At 73.9% G+C, this 21447-nt stretch carries 17 protein-coding genes; 8 read left to right on the forward strand and 9 right to left on the reverse strand.

Annotated elements, in window-relative coordinates:
- Positions 1-83: 83 nt before the first annotated feature.
- The 4 genes from ACGF3I_RS08370 to ACGF3I_RS08385 all read right to left on the reverse strand — a co-directional run bounded on the left by ACGF3I_RS08370 (position 84) and on the right by ACGF3I_RS08385 (position 3927).
- Entirely contained in the window at positions 84-1445 is a 1362-nt protein-coding gene (locus ACGF3I_RS08370; RefSeq protein ID WP_393129842.1) for a M20/M25/M40 family metallo-hydrolase, read from the reverse strand.
- The gene (locus ACGF3I_RS08375) at positions 1438-2271 is read right to left on the reverse strand and encodes a M55 family metallopeptidase (RefSeq protein ID WP_393129843.1); all 834 of its coding nucleotides are present in this window, start codon (positions 2269-2271) and stop codon (positions 1438-1440) included. Before ACGF3I_RS08375 ends, ACGF3I_RS08370 begins: the two co-directional genes overlap by 8 nt.
- Positions 2272-2323: 52 nt before the next feature.
- Positions 2324-2683 carry a hypothetical protein gene (locus ACGF3I_RS08380; protein WP_393129844.1) on the reverse strand — a complete coding sequence of 120 codons (360 nt, stop codon included), beginning with the start codon at positions 2681-2683 and terminating at the stop codon, positions 2324-2326.
- 65 nt (positions 2684-2748) lie between these two features.
- Positions 2749-3927, reverse strand: a complete 1179-nt coding sequence (locus ACGF3I_RS08385) for a hypothetical protein (protein WP_393129845.1) — start codon at positions 3925-3927, stop codon at positions 2749-2751.
- A 277-nt stretch (positions 3928-4204) separates the two neighbouring features.
- Here ACGF3I_RS08385 and ACGF3I_RS08390 point away from each other — a divergent pair, with 277 nt between their 5' ends.
- The 3 genes from ACGF3I_RS08390 to ACGF3I_RS08400 all read left to right on the forward strand — a co-directional run bounded on the left by ACGF3I_RS08390 (position 4205) and on the right by ACGF3I_RS08400 (position 6469).
- Positions 4205-5002: an alpha/beta hydrolase family protein gene (locus ACGF3I_RS08390; RefSeq protein WP_393129846.1), complete on the forward strand. Its 798-nt coding sequence runs from the start codon at positions 4205-4207 to the stop codon at positions 5000-5002.
- Between the two features lie 92 nt (positions 5003-5094).
- The gene (locus tag ACGF3I_RS08395; RefSeq protein ID WP_393129847.1) at positions 5095-5484 is read left to right on the forward strand and encodes a hypothetical protein; all 390 of its coding nucleotides are present in this window, start codon (positions 5095-5097) and stop codon (positions 5482-5484) included.
- Positions 5485-5638: 154 nt separating this feature from the next.
- Complete coding sequence (locus ACGF3I_RS08400) at positions 5639-6469, forward strand: VOC family protein (protein WP_393130199.1); 831 nt, start codon at positions 5639-5641, stop codon at positions 6467-6469.
- A gap of 64 nt (positions 6470-6533) precedes the next feature.
- Here ACGF3I_RS08400 and ACGF3I_RS08405 read toward each other — a convergent pair whose 3' ends face one another.
- The 4 genes from ACGF3I_RS08405 to ACGF3I_RS08420 form a co-directional block, all read right to left on the reverse strand.
- A complete protein-coding gene (locus ACGF3I_RS08405; RefSeq protein WP_393129848.1) occupies positions 6534-7283 on the reverse strand; it encodes a class I SAM-dependent methyltransferase in 750 nt (249 codons plus the stop codon).
- Between the two features lie 171 nt (positions 7284-7454).
- On the reverse strand, positions 7455-9875 hold the full coding sequence (locus tag ACGF3I_RS08410; protein WP_393129849.1) for a SpoIIE family protein phosphatase: 2421 nt from the start codon (positions 9873-9875) through the stop codon (positions 7455-7457).
- A gap of 201 nt (positions 9876-10076) precedes the next feature.
- Positions 10077-12554, reverse strand: a complete 2478-nt coding sequence (locus tag ACGF3I_RS08415) for an MFS transporter (RefSeq protein ID WP_393129850.1) — start codon at positions 12552-12554, stop codon at positions 10077-10079.
- Positions 12555-12777: 223 nt separating this feature from the next.
- Positions 12778-13221 (reverse strand): SRPBCC family protein, encoded by a 444-nt coding sequence (locus ACGF3I_RS08420; RefSeq protein ID WP_393129851.1) that lies wholly within the window; start codon positions 13219-13221, stop codon positions 12778-12780.
- A gap of 163 nt (positions 13222-13384) precedes the next feature.
- Between ACGF3I_RS08420 and ACGF3I_RS08425 the strand changes: the two genes are divergently transcribed.
- Positions 13385-14422, forward strand: a complete 1038-nt coding sequence (locus ACGF3I_RS08425; RefSeq protein ID WP_393129852.1) for an Rv2578c family radical SAM protein — start codon at positions 13385-13387, stop codon at positions 14420-14422.
- Positions 14423-14485: 63 nt separating this feature from the next.
- Here the strand turns inward: ACGF3I_RS08425 and ACGF3I_RS08430 are convergent, their stop codons facing one another.
- A complete protein-coding gene (locus ACGF3I_RS08430) occupies positions 14486-15082 on the reverse strand; it encodes an adenylosuccinate lyase (protein WP_393129853.1) in 597 nt (198 codons plus the stop codon).
- 93 nt (positions 15083-15175) lie between these two features.
- On the opposite strand from ACGF3I_RS08430, the gene ACGF3I_RS08435 reads away from it, so the two are divergent.
- From ACGF3I_RS08435 to ccrA, 4 genes are all read left to right on the forward strand, one after another.
- Positions 15176-16603 (forward strand): hypothetical protein, encoded by a 1428-nt coding sequence (locus tag ACGF3I_RS08435; RefSeq protein WP_393129854.1) that lies wholly within the window; start codon positions 15176-15178, stop codon positions 16601-16603.
- Between the two features lie 418 nt (positions 16604-17021).
- A complete protein-coding gene (locus ACGF3I_RS08440; RefSeq protein ID WP_393129855.1) occupies positions 17022-18803 on the forward strand; it encodes a 3-hydroxyacyl-CoA dehydrogenase family protein in 1782 nt (593 codons plus the stop codon).
- A gap of 91 nt (positions 18804-18894) precedes the next feature.
- Positions 18895-19701, forward strand: coding sequence for a TetR family transcriptional regulator (locus ACGF3I_RS08445; RefSeq protein WP_393129856.1), 807 nt, complete (start codon positions 18895-18897; stop codon positions 19699-19701).
- Between the two features lie 400 nt (positions 19702-20101).
- Positions 20102-21439 (forward strand): crotonyl-CoA carboxylase/reductase, encoded by a 1338-nt coding sequence (ccrA, locus tag ACGF3I_RS08450; protein WP_393129857.1) that lies wholly within the window; start codon positions 20102-20104, stop codon positions 21437-21439.
- Positions 21440-21447 lie beyond the last annotated feature (8 nt).

Genomic DNA, 21447 nt, shown 5'->3' on the forward strand with positions numbered 1-21447 from the left:
GCGGAATGGGTGCGGCGGTCCGGGCCGCATGCCGCCCGGCGGCCGTGCGGAACGGCGACGGGCGGTGCGCGGCCGGCGGGCGGTCAGGCGGTGCGCAGGTAATGATCGAGCACCCGGACCCCGAAGTGGAGCGCGTCCACCGGTACCCGTTCGTCCACGCCGTGGAACAGGGCCTGGTAGTCGAGGCCGGGTGGCATTCTCAGCGGGGCGAAGCCGTAGCCGGTGATGCCGAGCCGGGAGAACTGTTTGGCGTCGGTGCCGCCCGACATGCAGAACGGCACGACATGGCCCTCGGGCGCGAACCGTTCGACGGCCGCCTTCATCCTGCGGTAGGTCGGCGAGTCGACCGGCGCCTGGAGGGCGACCTCCCCGTGGTGGAAGTCCCAGTCGACGTCGGGGCCGGTCAACTCGTCCATGGTGGTGCGGAATTCGGCCTCGCCGCCGGGTACGGTGCGCCCGTCGACGTACGCGGTCGCGTGCCCGGGGATGACGTTGACCTTGTAACCCGCTTCGAGCATCGTCGGGTTGGCGCTGTTGCGCAGCACCGGCTCGACCAGGGCGGCGGCGGGCCCGAGCTTGCCGAGCAGTTCGTCGGCGTCGAAGCCGTCGGCGGACGGGTCGGCCTCGATGCCGTGCAGCGCGGCGAGTTCGACGAGGCTCGCGCGGACCGTCGGGGTGAGCCTGACGGGCCAGGTGTGCGCGTCGATGCGGGTGATGGCGGCCGCGAGCCGGCTGACCGCGTTGGCGCGGTTGACCTTGGAGCCGTGGCCGGCCCGCCCCCGCGCGGTCAGCCGCAGCCAGGCCGTACCGCGCTCCCCCGCCCCGATCGGGTAGATCTCCATGCCCTGTCCGGCGTGGAAGGTGACCCCGCCGGACTCGCTGATGCCCTCGGTACAGCCCTCGAACAGCTCGGCGTGGTGGTCGGCGAGGAAGCCCGCGCCGTCGATGGCGCTGGCCTCCTCGTCGGCGGTGTAGGCCAGGACGATGTCGCGCCGGGGCCGCACCCCGTGCCGGGCCCAGGCCCGGACGACCGCCAGGACCATGGCGTCCATGTTCTTCATGTCGACGGCGCCCCGGCCCCACACCACACCGTCGCGGACCTCGCCGGAGAAGGGGTGCACGCTCCAGTCGGCGGCCTCGGCGGGCACCACGTCGAGGTGACCGTGCACCAGGAGGGCGTCGGCGCCGGGGTCGGTGCCCTCGATCCGGGCCACCACGTTGGTGCGGCCCGCGGTGCGCTCCAGCATGCGGGGTTCCAGACCGGCCGCGGCCAGGCGCTCGGCGACGTACTCGGCGGCCGGGCGCTCGCGGCAGTCGCCGCCGCCGCGGTTGCTGGTGTCGATCCGGATCAGCTCGGAGGTGAAGGTCACCACCTCGTCGAGCGCGGTCGGGTCTGCCGTTCCCGCGTCCCTGTCCGTGCCGTTCTCCGACTCCGTCTCAGCCATACTGCTCCTCCACCGCGGACGAGACGATCGTCGTAACCGCCTTGAAGGTGCGAATTCCCTCATACATCGTCAAACTGGTGTAGGAGACCCGCCGTTCACCCGTACGCGCCACGCCCGGCACCACGGTGGCCGCGTCCGCCAGGTGCTCCGCGTCGAACTCGATCTCCACGGTGAACGGTCCGCCCTCCACGGGGGCGGTCCTGCGGGCGAGCCGTGCGGCCTCCTCGGCGGCGGCCCTGATGTCGGCGGCGGTACGGGCCGGGGTGCGGCACACCGCCGCGTACCGCGAGACGTGGTCCTTGACGGCGACCTTGCGGGCGCCGGGCGCGTAGCCCTCGGCGTCCTGGCAGGTGAGGTCGTCGCCGGTGACCAGGACGACGGGCACCCCGTACTCGGCGACCACGTGCGCGTTGAGGAGCCCCTCACTGGCGCGCCGCCCGTTGAGCCACACCCCGGTGATGGAGTTGGCGAGGTAGGTGTGGGCGAGGACGCCCGCGGTGCCGGCGCCCGTGTGGTAGCCGACGAAGGCGATGCCGTCCACGTCGCCGTGCTGGACGCCCTCGACCATCGACAGCGACTTGTGCTTGCCGGTCAGCATCTGGGCGCGCTCGTCGAGCCGCTCGAGCAGCAGATTGCGCATCGACCAGTGCGCCTCGTTGATGAGCACGTCGTCGGCGCCGCCGTCGAAGAATCCGAGCACCGCGGCGTTCACGTCCGAGGTGAACATGCCCCGGCAGCGCTCCCACTGCGGGGTCCCCGGCAGCACGTCGGCCGGCCAGGTGACGCCGGTGGCGCCCTCCATGTCGGCGCTGATGAGGATCTTCATGGCGCCCCACGGTACCCGCCGGACCAGGGCCGGGCCAGGGACCGCACGGCCATCACCGGTCCACACCTGTGGCGGCTCCCGGCGCCCCCGCACGCCCGGGCCGGCCGTGCGCGGCGGGCGGGGCGGTCTGCGGGTGGCCGTCGGTCGCGGCCTCCCCCGCGGATGCCGCGTGCCCGGCGGACGTGGCCCGGGGTGCGTACGCCGGCCGGGCGGACCACCCTGGGGGCATGGTCAGGTCGAGGAGACGGGGCTCGCTCCCCGCGTCGCTGGGCCGCCCGGTGCGGGCCAGGGCCCGCCGCGCCGGGTGGGCGGCCCGCTGGGTGCGCCGGGTCTGGTCGGCGGGACGGACGACGGGCCGCTGGGAGGAGCGGCTGCGCGGGGCCGGGCGCCGGAAGCGGTAGGGCCCGGGCACGCCGGCCCCGTCGGGACAGCTCCGCCAGTGGTGGCCGAGGTTCGGCCCGGTCAGGTCAGCGTCCGTCAGCCCGGTACCGCTGAGCGGGTTCTGCGGCTCGTGGCCGGGATGTCCTGGAGTTGTTCGAGGCGGCGCTGCACCGCCTCCAGGGCTCCGCGTTGCAGGCCCGGCACCTGGCGGCGCAGGGCGACCAGGGACGGGGCGAGCGAGCGGGCCCGTTCCGGGTCCCTGACCTGCTCCCACTGGTGGTGGGCGCGGTCGACGGCCCCTTGCACGTCCGTGTCGTCGGTGGTCTGGCGCCGCGCGAGGCGGGCCTGCGCCGCCGCCATCCACAACTCGCACGAGCGGACGGGCTCGGCCGCGAGCCGGGCGAGGTCGGCACGGACCTCCAGCCAGTGCACCGCCTCCAGCGAACCGGCCCCGTACGTACGCATCGCCTCGCTCTCCCACACCGCCGCCATCGAGGCGGCCTCGCCGTGCCGCCCCGCGTTGGCGGCGGCCAGGATGGCCGGATGCGGGTCGTTGCCCGCGGTCCCGGCCGACGGGGCGGACGGCGGCGCGGCCGGGACCGGGGCCGCCGCCGGGACCGGGGCGCCGCCCTGCACCCCGTCGCCGAGCGCGAGGTGCAGGGCGTCGCCGGGTGTCCGGTCCACGGCGTACGCGTGGAGCTCCGCGAGCGAGGGCCGGGCGCCGGCGCGCCACACCTCGGCGTACACCTTCAGATAGTCGGGGGCGAGCGTCCGCCCGCGCGGCGAGGACGGCACGATCCGGCCGTACAGGCGGACCCCGGGGCCGAGCGTGAGGCCCTCCCCCGTCACCCGCTGCCACGCCCCGGGGTCGGCGGCCAGGTCGGCCAGCACCGTGGTCGTGCCGGGGGCACGCATCCGCAGCTCGTGCGCCAGCCAGGCCCACGGCAGCGCGGTGTAGCGCAGGCTCGCCGGGGTGGTGCGGGCGAGCGCGAGGTGGATCTGCCGCTGCTTGCCGTCCACGTGCAACTGGCCCGCCACGTACAGGAACAGCGGTCCGGGCGCGGCGGCCACGGCCCGTACGCGGGTCAGCACGGTCTGCGGGTCCAGCGGGTCCGCGAGTTCCACGACCGTGGCCTCGGCGGCCCCCGCCAGCACGGCCGGGGGGACCGCGGCCAGACCCGGCAGTACCGAGGCCGCGTCGATGAGTCGGCTCTTGTTGGCCGGGGCGGCTGCCAGCAGCAGCGCCGTCCCCGGTTCCTGCCCCTTGATCAGCACCCCCGCACCGTATCCGGTCGCTGCCGGAAGGCACCCCACCGGCGCAGCAACTCCCGTACTGGCGGCGGCCCTTACCCGACAAGGCGGACATGCCGGATTCCGCGGGCAGGTGCGGAGAAAAACGGAGGGGTCGCCGGAAGCAGGCCCACCGAGCAGGCCGGCCCGAGCCCGCCCACCCTGCACCGGCCACACCGGCCCCGGCCGCCGCCGCCCCGCGAACTCCACTACGGTGAAGGTCGTTTCAGCGGCGCCGAGCCGCGCGACCCGAGGACTCGTCATGCCGATCAGCACCGTCCGTACCGTCTCCTACAGCCGGGACGGGGCGGCGCCCGGGCTCCTCGACGTGTACCGCCCCGAGGACGCGCCGGGCACCACCCCGGCCGTACTCCTGTGGCACGGCATGGCCCCGGACTCCCGTTTCGAGCTCGGCGCCCTCGCCGAGGAGACGGCCTCGCACGGGCTGACCGTGTTCGTGCCGGACTGGCGCTCGGACGCCCCCGACGGCGGGCACGCCCATCTGATCGCCTCGCTGCGGTACGTACAGGAGCACGCGCCCGGCCTCGGCGCCGACCCCGGGCGGCTCGTGGTGGCGGGCTGGTCGGCCGGGGCGGGCGCGGCGCTCGCCACGGGTCTGCGCCCCGATCTCACGGACTGCCCGCCACCGAAGGCGGTCGTCGGCATCGCGGGCCGCTACGACCGCCCGGCCCGCTGCACCGGAGCGGTACTGCTGGACGACCCGGCCGGGGGAACGGCGGCTCCGGCGCCCCGGGGCGCATCGGGCACCCCGGAATCCCGCGCCGCCGCCGCGCCGGGTGTGCCCGTCGTCCTGATCCACGGCACCGCGGACGCCGTGGTCCCGAGCCACCACTCGCGGGATCTCCTCGCCGCCCTCGGTGAGCGCCGCCGGTCGCCGGCCCTGTACGAGATGGACGCCGACCACGCGGGCGTCGTCCTGACCACTTACGACCCCGAGCGCGGTCATTGCGTACCGGCCACCGGTACGGGTGCGGACGCGGGCGCCGTGCGGGCGGGCCGGGAGACGGCCCGGCTGATCGCGGCGGCGGCGTTCGCCTGACCTGGAGGCCGGGCCGCCACGCCCCGGGCTCCGGCGGCCCGGGGCGTTCTCGCGTGGCTGGGCCCGGCCGGTGCGGCCATCCTGTAAGGGTGATGACCGTCCTGCTCGTTGCCACTGACGAGGAAGCCGCGGTGCTGCGCGAGCGCATCCACCGCAATCCGCACTTCCGCGTCATCTCGCACACGCCCAGTCCCCGCCTCGCCCTGGCCCAGGCGCACATGCTGCTGCCGGACGTCACCGTCCTCGATCCGAGCATGCACGGCGACAGCGATCCGGCGGCCCTGTTCACGGGCCTGCGCGCGCTGACCCCGCCGAGCGGTGTGATCCTGCGGACCACCCCGGCCACGAACGGGCTCCCGGAGCTGGACGCTGTACTGGAGGAGGGCGCGGTCCATGTGGCGGCGCGCGACGACCACGACGCGCTGATGGCCGCCCTGATCACCATCGGCCGCCGCCGTGCGAGCTGCGACCCGGACGGGTGAGCGTGCCGGCCCCGCCCCGGTCCATGCCTCGATGTCGACTCTGGGGTGTTACGCCCCGGCATGCGGGTAGGCGTGGGGAGCGGGATACTGATGAGGCCTCTGTGCCGGTATGCCGAAATGCCTGGAAGTGAGGGTTTTCGTGACGCCGCCACCCATCAACGCGGACACCACCGACGCGGCCGACGCCACGGCCGTCCCCGACGGCGAGCCCGTCGCCGGTACGAGCGCGGCCGTGTGCGGGGCGCCGTGCTGGGTCAGCCTGATGGCCCGCGACCTGGACGCCGCGCTCGACTTCTACGGCGCGGTGATGGGCTGGACGTTCCGGTCGGGTTCGCTGGGCGAGGAGTTCCGGGTGGCGCTCGCGGACGGCGTCCCCGTCGCCGGGATCGGCGCGCTCGCCCCCTCGCTCCAGGTCGCCGTCGCCTGGACCCCGTACTTCGCGGTCGAGGACGCCGATGCCACCACGGCCCGCATCCGCGAGCGCGGGGCCACGGTCGCGGTCGGGCCGGTCGCCCTGCACACCGGGCGGGGCGCGCTGGCCGCCGACCGGGACGGGGCGGTCTTCGGCATCTGGCAGGGCCCGCTCGTCTCCAACTGGGAGGCCTGGCGGGACTGCACCCCGGCCTGGACCAGGCTGCAGACCCGGGACGCCTTCGACGCGGCCATCTTCTACGGCGAGGTCCTGGAGTGGGCGAGCCGGCGCCCGGGCTGCTGCGAGGTCCGCTACGAGAACGACGAGGTGCTTCTGAGCCACCGCGGCCATGTGCTGGCGCGGCTCACGTCCGGCGCCGTCGAAGCGGCCCCGGATCCGAGTCTGCGTCCGCACTGGCACACCCACTTCAGCGTCGACGATCCCCGCGGCCACGCCGAGAAGGCCCGGGACCGGGGCGCCACCGTCCTGGCCGCGGGTACGGCGGCCACCGGGCCCTGGGTGCGGCTGAGCGACCCGGACGGCGCGACCTTCACCCTCAGTTCCCGCGGCTAGCCCGCCGCGGCCCTGGCGCGCCCGCCCTCGATGACGCCGGCTCCGGGGCGCGGCCCCGCCACGCTCAGGACGGCTTCGTTCCCCCGCCGTGCGGCGCGCGGCCCACGACCAGCCACCTGGACGGCAGCTCGATGCGCCGGCCGTCGGCGGTGTACTCCGTGGTGATGAGCGGGAGTTCGCCCTGCGCGGTCACGCTCAGGCCCGCGTTGGTCAGCAGCTGGACGAGCGCCGCGTCCGATACCTCGCCCGGTGCGATGCCGTGGGCGAAGACCGGGCGGAGCTTGGGCGGCGGGCCCTGGGGGCTCTGGGCCAGCTTCAGGAGGACGGGTTTGGCGGCTTCGGCGAGTTCCACCACGAAGGCCCGGCCGTGCTCGCCGAGCAGGGTGGCGACGGCGTCGGCGACCAGTTGGCGGTCGGCGGGCTCGCACTGGTGCAGGACGCCCCGGACATAGACGTTGGCGTCGCCGAGCCGGCCGTGCAGCTCGTGGACGGCCTTCGGGTCGGTGGCGTCCAGCTGCTCGAACTCGGCCTCCGCACCGGTGTCCTGGTCGCGGGCGTGCTCGACGGCGGCGGACGAGAGGTCGACACCGAGGACGTTCTCGTACCGGGCCGCGAGGTAGCGGGTCTGCGTGCCGTTGCCGCAGCCCATGTCGACCATCGGGAGGTCGGGGCGGTCGATGCGGGGGGCGAAGTGGGCCAGGTGGCGGGCGGCGGTCAGAGCGGGTTCGGCGTCCCAGAACACCGCTCCCTGTTCGTCCGGCGCCTCCCGCCAGAACCCCTCCCAGGCGTCCAGGTACTTGCTCGTCACACTCATGACCGACTCCCCAGGCAGCGCATGCACAGTGTCAAGATCGGTCTACCGCGCGCGGCGCGCGCCGGGCAAGCGTCCGGCGCATACCTTCACCTGCCGTTCGAGCAACGGGAGTTGGGCCGTGCGCGTCGGCTCCGGGGGCGATTGCGGAGGCGGTCGCGGGGGCCGTCGCGGTCAGCGCGCGCGGCGGCCCGCGGCCGGCAGGGCCACGTCGAACCAGACCGTCTTGCCGTTGCCGGTGCGGCTGGTGCCCCACTCGCGGGCGAGGGCGTCGAGCACCCGCAGGCCCCGGCCGCTCTCGTCGGCGGGCCCGGCGCTGAGCAGCGTCGGCAGCCGGTGGTCGTCGTCCACCACTTCGCACAGGAGCGCCTCGGCGCGCACCAGACGGAGCTCGATCCGGCCGCCGTGCGGGTGCCGGATCGCGTTGGTGACCACCTCGCTGACCAGGAGCTCCACGGTGTCCGACACATCCGGAAGGCCCCACAGCGCGAGCCGTTCACGGACCAGCCGGCGCGCCCGGCCGGCGTTCCGCGGGTCCGCGTCGAGACGCCACTCGGCGACGTCCTCGGCGGCGATGCCGTTGAGCCGCGCCATGAGCAGGGCCACGTCGTCCTTGCGGCCGCCGCGGGTGTTGAGGGCGCGGATGATGGTGTCGCAGGCGTCGTCCATGGAGGCCGCCGGGTGGGCCGCGGACTCGCAGAGCGTGGCGAGCCCCACACCTATGTCCTGGCCGCGCACCTCGACGAGCCCGTCGGTGCACATGATGAGCCGGTCGCCGGGCTCGACGCGGACGCGGGCGGTCTCGAACGGCACTCCGCCGACGCCGATCGGCGCCCCGGTGGGCAGGTCGAGGAGTTCGCTGCGGCCGTCGGCGGACCGTACGACCACGGGCGGCACATGGCCCGCGTTGGCCATGAGGAGTTCGCCCCTGATCGGGTCGTAGACCGCGTACAGACAGGTGGCGAGGTAGTGCTCGCCCAGGCGCTGGGCCAAGTCGTCGAGGCTGCGCAGGAGTTGGTCGGGCGGCAGGTCCAGCGCGGCCATGGTCTGCACCGCCGTGCGCAACTGGCCCATCATGGCCGCCGAGTTGAGGCCGTGGCCCATGACGTCGCCGACCACGAGGGCGGTGCGCGAGCCGGGCAGCTTGATGGAGTCGAACCAGTCGCCGCCGACCCGGCCGAGCAGGGTGCCGGGCAGATAGCGGGTGGCCGTGTCACAGCCCGCCGTGCGCGGGGCGACCTGCGGCAGCATCGAGTCCTGGAGGGTGTCGGCGACGCTCTCCTGGTAGGTGTACATGCGGGCGTTGTCGAGCACCAGCCCGGCCCGAGCGGCCAGTTCGGCGCCGGTCACCCGGTCCATGTCGTTGAACTCGGCCCGCTCCGCGTGCCGGAGCAGGATCATGAAGCCGAGGACGACGTTGCGTGCCTTGAGCGGGACCACCAGCATCGAGCGGCCGGTGATGAGCGGCCGGATGTCCCGCTTCTCGAACTGCGAGGCGATGGCGGTGCCCAGCTGCTCGCTGATCCTCGGTACGAGGACGGGTTCGCCGGACGTCATGCACTGGAAGAAGGGGGTGTGGGCGGGGAAGGGCATGGACTCGCCGACCGGCACCACGTCGTCCCAGCGGCCCGGCTGGTCGACGTGCTCCAGGGCGACCCGGTGCCACAGCGTCCGCTCGTCGGGCGGCCCGTCGGGGAAGCCCTCACCGGCGATGACCTGCTCGCGCAGATAGGTGCCGGCGACATCGGTGAAGCGCGGCACGACGGCGGCGCTCACCTCCTGGATGGTGCGGGCCAGGTCGAGCGAGGAGCCGATGCGTCCGCTGACCTCGTTGAGGAATTCGAGCCGCTCGCGCACGGCCGCGTATTCGAGGTCGGCGGCGAACTCGGGTGCGGGCGGCTGGGCCGGGGAGACCGGCTCCAGGGGGTGGCGGCGGCGCCCGGCCCGGTGCTCCGCGCGCCGGGGCACGCCCCAGTCGGGGGTCACCGGAACGCGGTCGTGCTGGCTGAACTCCAGGACCGGATAGCCCAGTTCGAGTACCTGGGCCACGATCCGCGCGCTCTCGCCGACGCTCATGCTGGGCAGGATCTCGGGCAGGCGCCGGGCGAGTTCGTCGGCTCCGGGGAAGTCGGTGTGCAGGGCGAAGCCGGGCGCTATCCGCTCGACCGAGCCGTCGTCGTCCGCCGCCTGGTGCAGCAGCGCCGCGTCCGCCGCGAGCACGAGGAGGCGCTCGGGCCCGGGCCCCACCAGCGGGTAGGCCCACCACAGCACGTCGCTGCGCTCGCGCCCCGGCTCACTCAGGGTGGCCCGGCCCGCGCTGGGGTAGGCGGTGCGCCCGGTGAGCGGCGCGTCGAGGCCGGGGCCGAGCTCGTCGAAGGCGTCGTAGTCCTCGTAGCTCTGCTCCAACGCCCCCGAGACGGGCAGGAGATCGGAGGCCGAGCGCCCGACGGCCTCCTCCTTGGCCGGCCCGAACAGCTTGCGGGCACCCGATGACCAGTGCGACACCAGACCGTCGCCGTCCACGACGACCACGGCGAGCGGGATCCGTCCGGCCACGGCGAGCTGCGGCGACGTCGGCGGAGTACCACTGTCCATGGGTGGGTGGCTCCTTCCCAGCCGCGCGATCCAGCGGCCTCTTCTCCACCGTACGGCCATCGCGGCACCGCGCGGGAGCCAACCGATGAATAGGCGCACGCCCGCGCGCGGGGGCGGACGGAACTGACGAAAGGTCAACTCCGGGCGGGGCGGCCGGGACCAGGACGGGCAGGGGCCCGCGCCGGGCCGCCCCGGAAGCGGTCAGTCCTCGTGCCCCAGCTGGAGGTCCCGCTCGGTCCGGCCGCCGCCCGCCACCTGCAGCACCGTCGCCACCGGCGGGTAGCCCGCCGCGATCACCGTGTACTCGCCGGACGACAGGTCCACGAAGCGGAACGTGCCGTCGGGGCCCGTGGTGAGGGTGTCCACGACGTTGCCCGCGGCGTCCAGGAGGGTGACGCGGGCGTCCTCCACGGGCCGGCCGCCGCCCGCGCGGACCGTGCCGCGCAGGACCGCTCCCCCGGCCAGCTCGATGTCCTGGCGGGTCTCGCGGGAGGCCTGCACCGAGACGGGCAGGGCCGCCGGGCGGAAGGCGGGGGCGCTGGCGGCCAGGGTGTACTCACCGGCCACCAACTCGCCGATGACGTAGGTCCCTTCGCGTCCGCTGCGGGTACTGGCGACGACCTCGCCGCGTACGTCGGTGAGGGTGACGGCGGCGTCCCGTACGGGGCTGCCGTCGGCGGTGACCACGATGCCGGCCAGCCGGCCGGCGCCGCCGAGCACCACGTCGAGGTCGACGGGGCGTTCGCCGACGGTCACCGCGACCGCCTGCGGCTGGTGGCCGCCGGCCGCGGCGATCAGGACGTACGATCCGGCGCCGGGCACGCTCAGCGCGTAGCGCCCGTCCGAGCCGCTGGCCCCGCGCCCGACCTGCCGGCCCCGCACGTCGACGAGGGTGAGGGCGGCGCGCGGCACGGTGGAGCCGTCGTGGTGCTGGACGGTACCGGTCACCGGAACGCCGCTGACGTAGCCGGAGGTGGGGGCGGTGCGGGCGTGGGGCAGCGGCGCGGTGTCGGCAACGGTGTCGGTCGCGGGGGCGGGCTCGGCGGTGGGGGCGTTGTGGGACACCAGCGGTTGCTCCTTGAGGAAGAAGGCGAGGACGAAGCCGAGCACGAGCACCGGCACGAGGTAGAGGAAGATCCTGGGCATGGCGTCGGCGTAGGCCCGGATGTAGCCGTCACGCAGGGCGGCCGGCAGGGCGTGCACCAGCTGCGGGGTGATCGACTCGGGGTCGGGCAGGCGGGCGCCGGCCGGGAGTTGCTCGGTGAGCGCGTGGGCGAGGCGGTTGGTGAACAGGGTGCCGAAGACGGCGGCGCCGACGCTGCCGCCGATCTGCCGGAAGTAGTTGTTGGCGCTGGTGGCGGTGCCGAGGTCGGCCGGGTCGACGGCGTTCTGCACGGCGAGCACCAGGACGGGCATGGCCAGGCCGATGCCCGCGCCGAGCACGGCCATCCAGAGGCTGTAGTGCAGGCGCGGGGTGTCGGTGTCGAGCCGGGAGAGCAGCCACATGCCGACGGCCGAGACCGCCCCGCCCGCGATCGGGTAGATCCTGTAGCGCCCGGTGCGGCTGATGAGCTGGCCGGAGATGATCGAGGCGCCGACGATGCCGCCCATCATGGGCAGCACCAGGAGCCCGGACTCGGTGGCGCTGGCCCCGTCGACCATCTGCAGGAAGGTGGGCAGATAGCTCGCGGCGCCGAACAGCGCGACCCCGACGACCGCGCCGATGAGCCCGGACACGGTGAAGATCGAGTCGCGGAACAGCCGCAGCGGGATGACCGGTTCGGCCGCGTGGTTCTCGACGACCAGGAACAGCAGGGTCGTTCCGACCGCGCCCGCGGCCAGGCCCAGGATGGTGCGCGAGCCCCAGGCGTACTCGGTGCCGCCCCAACTGGTCAGCAGGACCAGGCAGGTCGAGGCGGTGGCGAGCAGCAGCATGCCGAGTACGTCCAGGCGCGGGCGCACCCGGGGCCTGGGCAGCTTCAGGACGGCGGTGATGACGGCGAGAGTGACGAGGCCGAAGGGCACGTTGATGTAGAAGCACCAGCGCCAGGAGGCGTGGTCGGTGAAGAAGCCGCCGAGCAGGGGTCCGGCCACCGAGGCTAGTCCGAAGACGGCGCCGATCAGGCCCATGTACCGGCCGCGCTGCCGGGGCGGCACGATGTCCGCGATGATCGCCTGCACGCCGATCATGAGGCCGCCGCCGCCGATGCCCTGGACGGCGCGGAAGGCGATCAGCTCGTCCATGTTGCGCGACCAGCCCGCGAGGGCCGAGCCGATGACGAACACGACGATGGCGAACTGGAAGACGGGCTTGCGGCCGAACTGGTCGCCGAGCTTGCCGTAGATCGGCAGGCCGATGGTGGACGCGAGAAGGTAGGCGGTGACGGCCCAGGAGACCTTGTCGAGGCCGTGCAGATCGCCGACGATCTTGGGCAGGGCGGTCGCGACGATCATCTGGTCGAGGGCCGCGAGGAGCAGGGTCAGCATCAGGCCGAGGAAGACCGTGCGCACCCGGCGCGGCTCCAACGGGGGCTCGGGCGGCGGGAGTTGGCCCGTCGGCGAGACCGCCGGGGCCGGAGCGGGCCCGCCGGCCCGCTCGTCCTTCACCAGAGTGATCCCGCCCACGTAACTCTCCCCTCGTCGCGCTTGCGCCGAGGCATTTCTCGCATTGGCCGACATCCGGGGCAAGCGAGACGAGGGGGGCGACGGGCGTGCGCCGGGGGCGTAAGCGCTGGCGGGAGCACCTACGGCGCACTACGGAGCGGAACGGAAATCCACCCGAACCGGTGACCGTACGGACGGTTCGCGGGGGCCGCTTCCGCGCCGGGCGGCGCCGCTGCCGTGCCGCGCGGGGCCGTGTCCGCTCCCCCGCGGCGCCCGGCCGCTCCCGTGCCGCCCGGTGCTACTTCTCGACCTCGGCGGCCAGCTTGGCGAGCACGGCGTCGTAGATGCGGCCGAGCCCCTTGGGCGCGAAGGTCCTCTCGAAGAAGCCGCCGATGCCGCCGGCCCCGTTCCAGACGCTGGTGACGACGACCTTGGAGCGCCCCTCGCCGGCCGGGGTGACCGTCCAGGTGGTGACCATGGAGGAGTTGCGGTCCTTCTCGACGAGTTGGCCGTCGGTGGGCTCGGTGACCTCCAGGAGGCAGTCGCGCACCCGCTTGCTGGTGGCCTGGAGCTTCCAGTGGACGAGGGTGCCCTCGCCGTCGCCGCCCTCGCGGACCTCGTACTCGCTGAAGTGCTCCGGCAGGAGCTTGGGGCGGCCTTCCTTGTAGTCGGCCAGCGTGTCGAACACGGTCTCCGGATCCGCCGCGACGATCCGCTCCGTCGCGGCCTCGACCTGCGCCATGGCACTTCCTCCAGCACTTGTGTTTCCGGGGTATCGGGGGCGGGCCAAGCCAACCACCTCGCGCTCCGCCGTCACAATCCGGGTTGCGATCAAGAAGGGAACATGTGTTCTATTCAGGGGTGGGCGTGACCGAACGGCACCCACGGGAACGAAGGAGGCGTTCATGCGCTGGGAGAATCTCGCCGACGACGACGCCCCGGCCGGGGCGGCCCGCACGGCCGCGCTGTTCGCCGCGGACGCGGTGACCACCCGCACCTTCGACACCCCGGAGTTCCGCGGGATCACCTTCCACGAGATCCGGGCGCGCTCGATCGTCAACCGGGTGCCGGGCGCCTCGCGGATGCCGTTCGAATGGACCGTCAACCCCTACCGCGGCTGCTCGCACGCCTGTGTCTACTGCTTCGCGCGCAAGACGCACAGCTATCTCGACCTCGACACCGGGCTCGGCTTCGACTCGCAGATCGTGGTGAAGGTGAACGCGCCGGAGCTGCTGCGCAGCCATCTGGCCTCCCGCCGCTGGCAGGGCGCGCACATCGCGATGGGCACCAACGTCGACTGCTACCAGCGCGCGGAGGGCCGGTACCAGCTGATGCCCGGCATCATCGCGGCGCTGCGCGACCACGCGAACCCGTTCTCCATCCTGACCAAGGGCACGCTCATCCTGCGCGACCTCGACCTGCTCAAGGAGGCCGCCGCGGTGACCGAGGTCGGCATCTCGGTCTCGGTCGGCTTCGTGGACCGCGAGCTGTGGCGCACGGTCGAGCCGGGCACCCCGGCCCCCGAGCGCCGGCTCGACGTCGTACGCACCCTCACCGGGCACGGCATCGGCTGCGGCGTGCTGATGGCGCCGGTGATCCCCTTCCTCGGCGACCACCCCGACCAGCTGCGCGCCACCGTCCGCGCGATCGCCGCCTCCGGCGCCACCTCGGTGACCCCCCTGGTGCTCCATCTGCGGCCGGGCGCGCGGGAATGGTTCATGGCCTGGCTCGGGCAGCACCACCCCCATCTGGTGCGGCGGTACGAGCGCCTCTACGCGGAGGGCGCGTACGCGCCGAAGTGGTACCAGCGCCGGATCACCGGACAGGTGCACGAGCTGGCGACCGAATTCGGCATCGGTCCGGCGCACCGCGGCGCGGCCCGGCGCATCCCGGCGGCGCCCACGCCCCCCGAGCCGGAGGCGACCCAGCTCACCCTGCTCTGAGCCCCGCTCCGCGACGGGCCACCCGGGGCCGAGGACGACGGCCGGGCGCGGCCCCCGATCACCTCATGACCCCGCCTGGCCCCGCGCCCGGCCGGACTGGATGCGGCGCAGGGCCCAGGCCGCCGAGCGGGCCAGGCGCGGCTGGGCCAGGGCTTCGGTGAGCACGTCCGCGGCCCGCTGGTCCCCGAGCTCGCCCAGGCCCTCGATGCAGGCGACGGCGACCCGCCAGTACGGGGTGTGCGGTGAGAGCAGCGGGCGCAGGGTCTTGATCAGGGCGGGTACGGATTCGGGGGCGCGCAGCGCGGTGAGCAGGCGCACCGGATGCAGCGCGTAGGCGGTGCGCAGCTCGTTGGTCGCGAGCGCCGCCGCGGCCCGGGCCGTGCGCGGGTCCCCGAGCCGGGCCAGGGCGTACGCGGCGCTCACACAGCGCTCGGGGTCGCGGTGGTTGAGCAGCAGGACCAGCGACTCGAAGGCCCGTCGGTCCCCCGCCACGCCGAGCCGGAAGGCGGCGATCTCCCGCGCCCACAGCGGGCGTTCGGGTTCGGTGAGCACCGCCGCCAGTTCACCGTGGTCGGCGGTGGCGGCCAGCCGCTCGTACGCCGGTGACGCGCCGCTCTCGCCCCGCACCCGGTCCAGGAGGGACCGGAACTCCTCATCCATGTCCAAAAGCCTAGTGGCGCAAGGCCGTTGGCACCCCAAGGATGATCGGATCCCGGTGTCCGCCGGGAAGATGCCACGGGCAAGGAGTCATCCATGGAGCCCAAGCGAGCCCCGGCGCGGGAGGACCGACCCGTCCACCCCCGGTCGTCCGGCCACCGGGACGGGCGCGGGCGCGGCCTGGTGGACTGGCTGACGGAGATCTGCGACGACGGCCCGGCGCCCGGATCCGGCCCCGGCCCTGGTCCCGGCGCCGCCATCGGCCCGCCCCTCGGGAACGCGGCGCGGGCGGGTGCCGGCGCGCCCTTCACCCCGGACGCCCTCGCCGGGCGGGCCGCCCAATGCGAGGACCCCTCGCTCGCGCTCGACCTCCTCCTCGCCGCCGCGCTGCGCGGCCGGCGGACCGGGGCCGGGGCCGCGACACGTGAGCGCGTCGCGGCCCTGGCCGCCCCGACGGAACAGGCGGCGCGGGACGGGGATCCGCGCCGGCTCGCCGCCCTCGCGCTGGCCCAGCCGGTGCGTCAAGGGACCTTGGTTCTCGGCCAGTTGGGCCGGGCCGGCGTCCAGTCCGTGAGCGACCCCGAGGGGCTGCTGCTGCTCGGGATGGCGGCCCAGGCGGTGGGAGACCCGGCGCTCGCGGTGGACCATCTCGACCGGGCGCAGTCGCTGGCGCACGACCAGGGCCGCCTCGGCCCGCTCCGGTGGGCCCTCGCGGCGCAGTCGCAGGCCCTGCTCGACCTGGGCGACTGGCACCGTGCGGCGCTGGCCGTCGAGGACGGCCGCAGGATCTCCGCCACCTGGGGGCGGCCCGCGCAGACCGCGGAGGCACTGGCGACCGAGGCACAGGCGGCGGCCCTGCGCGGTGACGGCACGGCCGCGCTGCGCCTGGCCGAGCGCGCCGAGGACGCCTGCCCGGACCGGCCCGCCGAGACCTCCGGAACCACCGCGACCGCCGCGCGGCTGCGTCTGGCGCGCGGCATCGCGGCCTGCGCGGCCGGCCGGTCCGGTGAGGCGTACGCACTGCTGCGCGGGCTGTTCCCGGCGGACGACGGCGCCGGTCCCGCCGCCTGCGGAGCGGACGACGCGGCGGCCCCGGACGGAGGTTGGCCCTGCCGGGAGGGCTTCGCCGCGATCGCTTTCCTCGCCGACGCGGCGCTGCCCGCGCGGCGGCGGGCCGAGGCCGCGGCGGTGGCCGGCTCTCTCGCGCGCCGCACCGCGGGGTCCCCGGCGCCCCTGCTGCGGATCCACCTGCGGTACGCGGCGGCGGTGCTGGCCGACGACGTGGAGGCGGAGACCCTGTTCCGGCGGGCCCTCGCCGACAACCTGGCGCGCTGGCCGTGGCCGCGGGCCCGCGCGGAGTTCGCGTACGGCCGCTGGCTGCGCGCGCAGCGCAGGACCGCCGAGGCGCGCCCGCTGCTGCGCTCGGCGCGGCTCGCCTTCGAACGGATCGGGGCACAGCCCTGGGCGGAGCGGGCCGCGGACGAGCTGAGGGCCGCCGGGGAGACGCCCCACGTCCCGGGCTGACCGCACCCCTGGCCCGGGCCGGGCCGGCAGCAGCGGCGAGGCGCCCCGGGGGCCCGGGCGCGGAGCGCTCCGCGGCGGACGCGTGCCGGATCGGCCGGACGCGCCGGATCACGCGGGCGCGAGCCAGATCACACGGAGTCGGTGGGAGCCAGGTCTGGCGCGCTCGTTACTCGCCGGTTAACCTCAGGTGAGCGGGTAACCCCCGCGACTCCGGTGGCCTGGTGACGCAGCCACCGCGAGTGATCGTCGGTTCGGCAGTTCTGTACGACGTGCCCCGGGACAGGGCCGTCGGCCCCTTGCACCACGACACCAACTCCCGCACGCCGTGCGCCTGTCGGCGTATCCGAGCGCATCCTCGATGCCCGATGCCGGTCGCGTGCGCCCTCTCTCAGTCGTCACTCATCCCTGGAGTCCCGTGATGGACGTCCCCCTGAACACTGTCGCCGTGGTCGGTCTCGGCACGATGGGCACCGGTATCGCCGAGATCCTGGCCCGCGCCGGCCGCGAGGTCATCGGCATCGACATCAGCGAGCGCGCCGGCCGCCAGGCCGTGGCCGCCCTGGAGGCCTCCACGGCCCGTGCGGTGGCCCGTGAGCGGATCACCCCGCAGGAGCGCGGCGACATCCTCGCCCGGTTCCGTACCTTCACCGACCTCCAGGCCGCGGCCGAGGCCGAGCTCGTCATCGAGGTCGTGCCCGAGTCGTACGAGCTCAAGCAGCAGGTCTTCCACGCCCTGGACGCCATCGTCGCGCCCACCGCGATCCTGGCGACCGGCACCAACGCCCTGTCGGTGACCCGGCTCGCGGCCGACTCCGCACACCCCGAGCGCGTCCTCGGGATGCACTTCTTCAACCCGGCGCCGGCCATGAAGCTCGTCGAGATCGTCTCGTCGGTGCTGACCGCTCCCCCGGCCGTGGACGCGGTCACCGCGCTCGCCCTCGACCTCGGCAAGGAGCCGGTGGCGGTCGGCGACCGCCCCGGTTTCGTCGCCGACGGGCTGCTGTTCGGCTACCTCAACCAGGCCGCCGCGATGTACGAGTCCAAGTACGCCTCGCGCGAGGACATCGACGCCGCGATGAAGCTGGGCTGCGGCCTGCCCATGGGCCCGCTGGAACTGCTCGACCTGATCGGCATCGACACCGCGCGGACGGTTCTGGAGGCCATGTACGCCTCTTCGCAGGACCGTCTGCACGCGCCCGCCCCGATCCTCGGCCAGCTCACCGAGGCGGGCCTCACCGGACGCAAGCGGGGCCGCGGCTTCTACACCTACGAGGGCGAGGGCAGCTCGGTCGTGGTGGCCGACGCCCTGACCCCGGACGCGATCGCGGGCGCGGGCGGCGGCCGGGAGATCCGCTCGGTCGGCGTGGCCGGTTCGGGCACCATGGCCTCCGGCATCGCGGAGGTCTTCGCCAAGGCCGGGTACCAGGTGGTGCTCGCCGCGCGCAGCCTGGAGAAGGCGGAGACCGCCAAGTCCCGTATCGCCAAGTCGCTTGCGCGCTCGGTCGACAAGGGCCGGATCACCGCCGAGGCGCGCGAGGAGACGCTGAACCGCATCACGGCGGCGGGCGCCCTCGAAGCCTTCGCCGAGGTGGACCTGGCCGTGGAGGCGGTCGCCGAGGACCTGGCGGTCAAGCAGCAGCTCTTCTCGTCCTTCGACAAGGTCTGCAAGCAGGGCGCGATCCTGGCCACCACCACCTCCTCGCTGCCGGTCGTCGCCTGCGCCCGGGCCACCTCGCGCCCGCAGGACGTCATCGGGATGCACTTCTTCAACCCGGCTCCGGCGATGAAGCTCGTCGAGGTGGTCCGCACCGTCCTCACCTCCGACGAGGTGCACGCCACCGTCCGCGAGGTCACCGCGAAGATCCGCAAGCACCCGGTGGACTGCGGCGACCGCGCCGGGTTCATCGTCAACGCGCTGCTCTTCCCGTACCTCAACAACGCGATCAAGATGGTGCAGGAGCACTACGCGACGCTCGACGACATCGACGCCGCGATGAAGCTGGGCGGCGGCTACCCGATGGGCCCCTTCGAACTGCTCGACGTGGTGGGCCTCGACGTCTCGCTGGCCATCGAGAAGGTGCTGCACGCCGAGTTCCGCGACCCGGGCCTGGCCCCGGCGCCGCTGCTCGAACACCTCGTCGCGGCGGGCTGCCTGGGCCGCAAGACGGGCCGCGGATTCCGCGAGTATGCCCGGCGCTGAGCCGGACGCGGGGTGGGGCGGGCTGCTCGAACCCGAGGGCAGCCCGCCGCCGTGGGCGCGGCTTCCTGCAAATATGCAGTACGTTCGCTCCATGCCCCAGCCAGCCAGGTCCTCCCGTACGAACGCCGTGCCCGATGCCCCGGAGAGCGCCGCCGGCAGCAGGGCGGCCGCGCAGCGGCTCAAGATGCGCCGCGAACTCGCGGCGGCGGCCATGGACCTGTTCTCCGCGAAGGGGTACGAGGCCACCACGGTCGACGAGATCGCGGCCCGGGCGGGCGTCGCCCGGCGCACCTTCTTCCGCCACTTCCGCTCCAAGGAAGAGGCGATCTTCCCCGACCACGACGACACCCTGGTGCGCGCCGAGGCGGTCCTGAACGCGGCGCCTCCCCACGAGCATCCCCTCGACACGGTGTGCCGGGGCATCAAGGAGGTCATGAAGATGTACGCGGGCTCCCCCGCGGTCTCCGTGGCCCGCTACAAGCTGACCCGCGAGGTGCCGACGCTGCGCGAGGCGGAGATCGCCTCGGTCGCCCGTTACGAGCGCCTGTTCACCCGCTATCTGCTCGGCCACTTCGACGAGCACGACCACCAGCCGGGGAACGACGACCCGCTGCTCGCGGAGGTGGCCGCCTCCGCGGTGGTCACCGCCCACAACCACGTCCTGCGCCGCTGGCTGCGGGCCGGGGGCCAGGGCGATGTGGAGACCCAGCTCGACCGCGCCTTCGCGATCGTGCGGGAGACCTTCGGCTCCGGCATAGGAGCGGGCCGCACGGCCGAACCCCGCCGGCCCGCGGCCTCGGTCTCGGCCGGTGACGAGGTGCTGGTGGCGGTCGCCCGCACGGACGCCCCGCTGGAGGAGATCATGCAGTCGATCAAGCAGGCCCTCAAGACCAGATAGCACCCGTCCAGCGGGCCCGCCGGCCGCACCCCTCGTCGGGGGGTGCGGCCGTTCGCGTTTCCGGCACCCCGCTGACCTGCAACGATCGATCATCGCTCATCTGCGCGGCCCATTTTTCACCTGAGACAAAGTCTTGGCACGCAGTGTCTTGCGGCCTGGCACGGGGTGCCATACGTTGATGTTGTCCGGGCGGTCGGCGCACGGAGCAACCCCGTACGCCGGCTGTCCCGCACCCGCCGTCCCAGGCGGGTGGCCCGGACGCCTGCGTCACAGGCAACCTCCCGCGCCCACCGGCGCTGCCGTACTCGCACCACACCGCCGAACCGACGGCACACCTCCACAAGCACCACCCCCGAAGACCCTCAACGCCCGCCACGGGCGCTTCGACGGAGGCAACACCGTGAAGGAAATCCTGGACGCGATCCAGTCGCCGGAGTCCACCTCCGCCGACTTCGCCGCTCTGCCGCTCCCCGACTCGTACCGCGCGATCACCGTGCACAAGGACGAGGTGGAGATGTTCGCCGGGCTCAGCACCCGCGACAAGGACCCCCGCAAGTCGATCCACCTGGACGAGGTGGCGATCCCCGAACTCGGCCCGGGCGAGGCCCTGGTGGCCGTCATGGCCTCCTCGGTCAACTACAACTCGGTCTGGACCTCGATCTTCGAGCCGGTCTCCACCTTCAGCTTCCTGGAGCGCTACGGCCGGCTCAGCGAGCTCACCAAGCGCCACGACCTGCCGTACCACATCATCGGTTCGGACCTCGCGGGCGTCGTGCTGCGCACCGGCCCCGGCGTCAACGCCTGGCAGCCGGGCGACGAGGTCGTCGCGCACTGCCTGTCGGTCGAGCTGGAGAGCTCCGACGGCCACAACGACACGATGCTCGACCCCGAGCAGCGCATCTGGGGCTTCGAGACCAACTTCGGCGGCCTCGCCGAGATCGCGCTCGTCAAGTCCAACCAACTCATGCCCAAGCCGCGGCACTTGAGCTGGGAGGAGGCCGCCGCCCCGGGCCTGGTCAACTCGACCGCCTACCGGCAGCTGGTCTCCCGCAACGGCGCCGGCATGAAGCAGGGCGACAACGTCCTGATCTGGGGCGCGAGCGGCGGACTCGGCTCCTACGCCACGCAGTTCGCGCTCGCCGGCGGCGCCAACCCGATCTGCGTCGTCTCCAGCCCCGAGAAGGCGGACATCTGCCGGGCCATGGGCGCCGAGGCGGTCATCGACCGCAACGCCGAGGGCTACAAGTTCTGGAAGGACGAGCAGACCCAGGATCCCAAGGAGTGGAAGCGCTTCGGCAAGCGCATCCGCGAGTTCACCGGCGGCGAGGACATCGACATCGTCTTCGAGCACCCGGGCCGCGAGACCTTCGGCGCGAGCGTCTACGTCACGCGCAAGGGCGGCACCATCACCACCTGCGCCTCGACCTCGGGCTACATGCACGAGTACGACAACCGCTACCTGTGGATGTCCCTGAAGCGCATCATCGGCTCGCACTTCGCCAACTACCGCGAGGCGTGGGAGGCCAACCGCCTGGTGGCCAAGGGCAAGATCCACCCGACCCTGTCCAAGGTGTACTCCCTGGAGGACACCGGCCAGGCCGCCTACGACGTGCACCGCAACCTGCACCAGGGCAAGGTCGGCGTGCTCGCCCTCTCCCCCCGCGAGGGCCTCGGCGTCAGCGACCCCGAGCTGCGCGAGAAGCACCTCGACGCCATCAACCGCTTCCGCAACATCTGAGGCCGGGA

This window comes from Streptomyces sp. NPDC048111 (assembly GCF_043202815.1).
GTDB lineage: Bacteria > Actinomycetota > Actinomycetes > Streptomycetales > Streptomycetaceae > Streptomyces.

Excerpts from the sequence above, each read along its gene's own strand:
- ACGF3I_RS08370 (WP_393129842.1), bottom strand. The coding sequence starts at position 1,445 with ATGGCTGAGACGGAGTCGGAGAACGGCACGGACAGGGACGCGGGAACG.
- ACGF3I_RS08375 (WP_393129843.1), bottom strand. The coding sequence starts at position 2,271 with ATGAAGATCCTCATCAGCGCCGACATGGAGGGCGCCACCGGCGTCACC.
- ACGF3I_RS08390 (WP_393129846.1), top strand. The coding sequence starts at position 4,205 with ATGCCGATCAGCACCGTCCGTACCGTCTCCTACAGCCGGGACGGGGCG.
- ACGF3I_RS08395 (WP_393129847.1), top strand. The coding sequence starts at position 5,095 with ATGACCGTCCTGCTCGTTGCCACTGACGAGGAAGCCGCGGTGCTGCGC.
- ACGF3I_RS08405 (WP_393129848.1), bottom strand. The coding sequence starts at position 7,283 with ATGAGTGTGACGAGCAAGTACCTGGACGCCTGGGAGGGGTTCTGGCGG.
- ACGF3I_RS08410 (WP_393129849.1), bottom strand. The coding sequence starts at position 9,875 with ATGGACAGTGGTACTCCGCCGACGTCGCCGCAGCTCGCCGTGGCCGGA.
- ACGF3I_RS08415 (WP_393129850.1), bottom strand. The coding sequence starts at position 12,554 with ATGTCGGCCAATGCGAGAAATGCCTCGGCGCAAGCGCGACGAGGGGAG.
- ACGF3I_RS08420 (WP_393129851.1), bottom strand. The coding sequence starts at position 13,221 with ATGGCGCAGGTCGAGGCCGCGACGGAGCGGATCGTCGCGGCGGATCCG.
- ACGF3I_RS08425 (WP_393129852.1), top strand. The coding sequence starts at position 13,385 with ATGCGCTGGGAGAATCTCGCCGACGACGACGCCCCGGCCGGGGCGGCC.
- ACGF3I_RS08430 (WP_393129853.1), bottom strand. The coding sequence starts at position 15,082 with ATGGATGAGGAGTTCCGGTCCCTCCTGGACCGGGTGCGGGGCGAGAGC.
- ACGF3I_RS08435 (WP_393129854.1), top strand. The coding sequence starts at position 15,176 with ATGGAGCCCAAGCGAGCCCCGGCGCGGGAGGACCGACCCGTCCACCCC.
- ACGF3I_RS08440 (WP_393129855.1), top strand. The coding sequence starts at position 17,022 with ATGGACGTCCCCCTGAACACTGTCGCCGTGGTCGGTCTCGGCACGATG.
- ACGF3I_RS08445 (WP_393129856.1), top strand. The coding sequence starts at position 18,895 with ATGCCCCAGCCAGCCAGGTCCTCCCGTACGAACGCCGTGCCCGATGCC.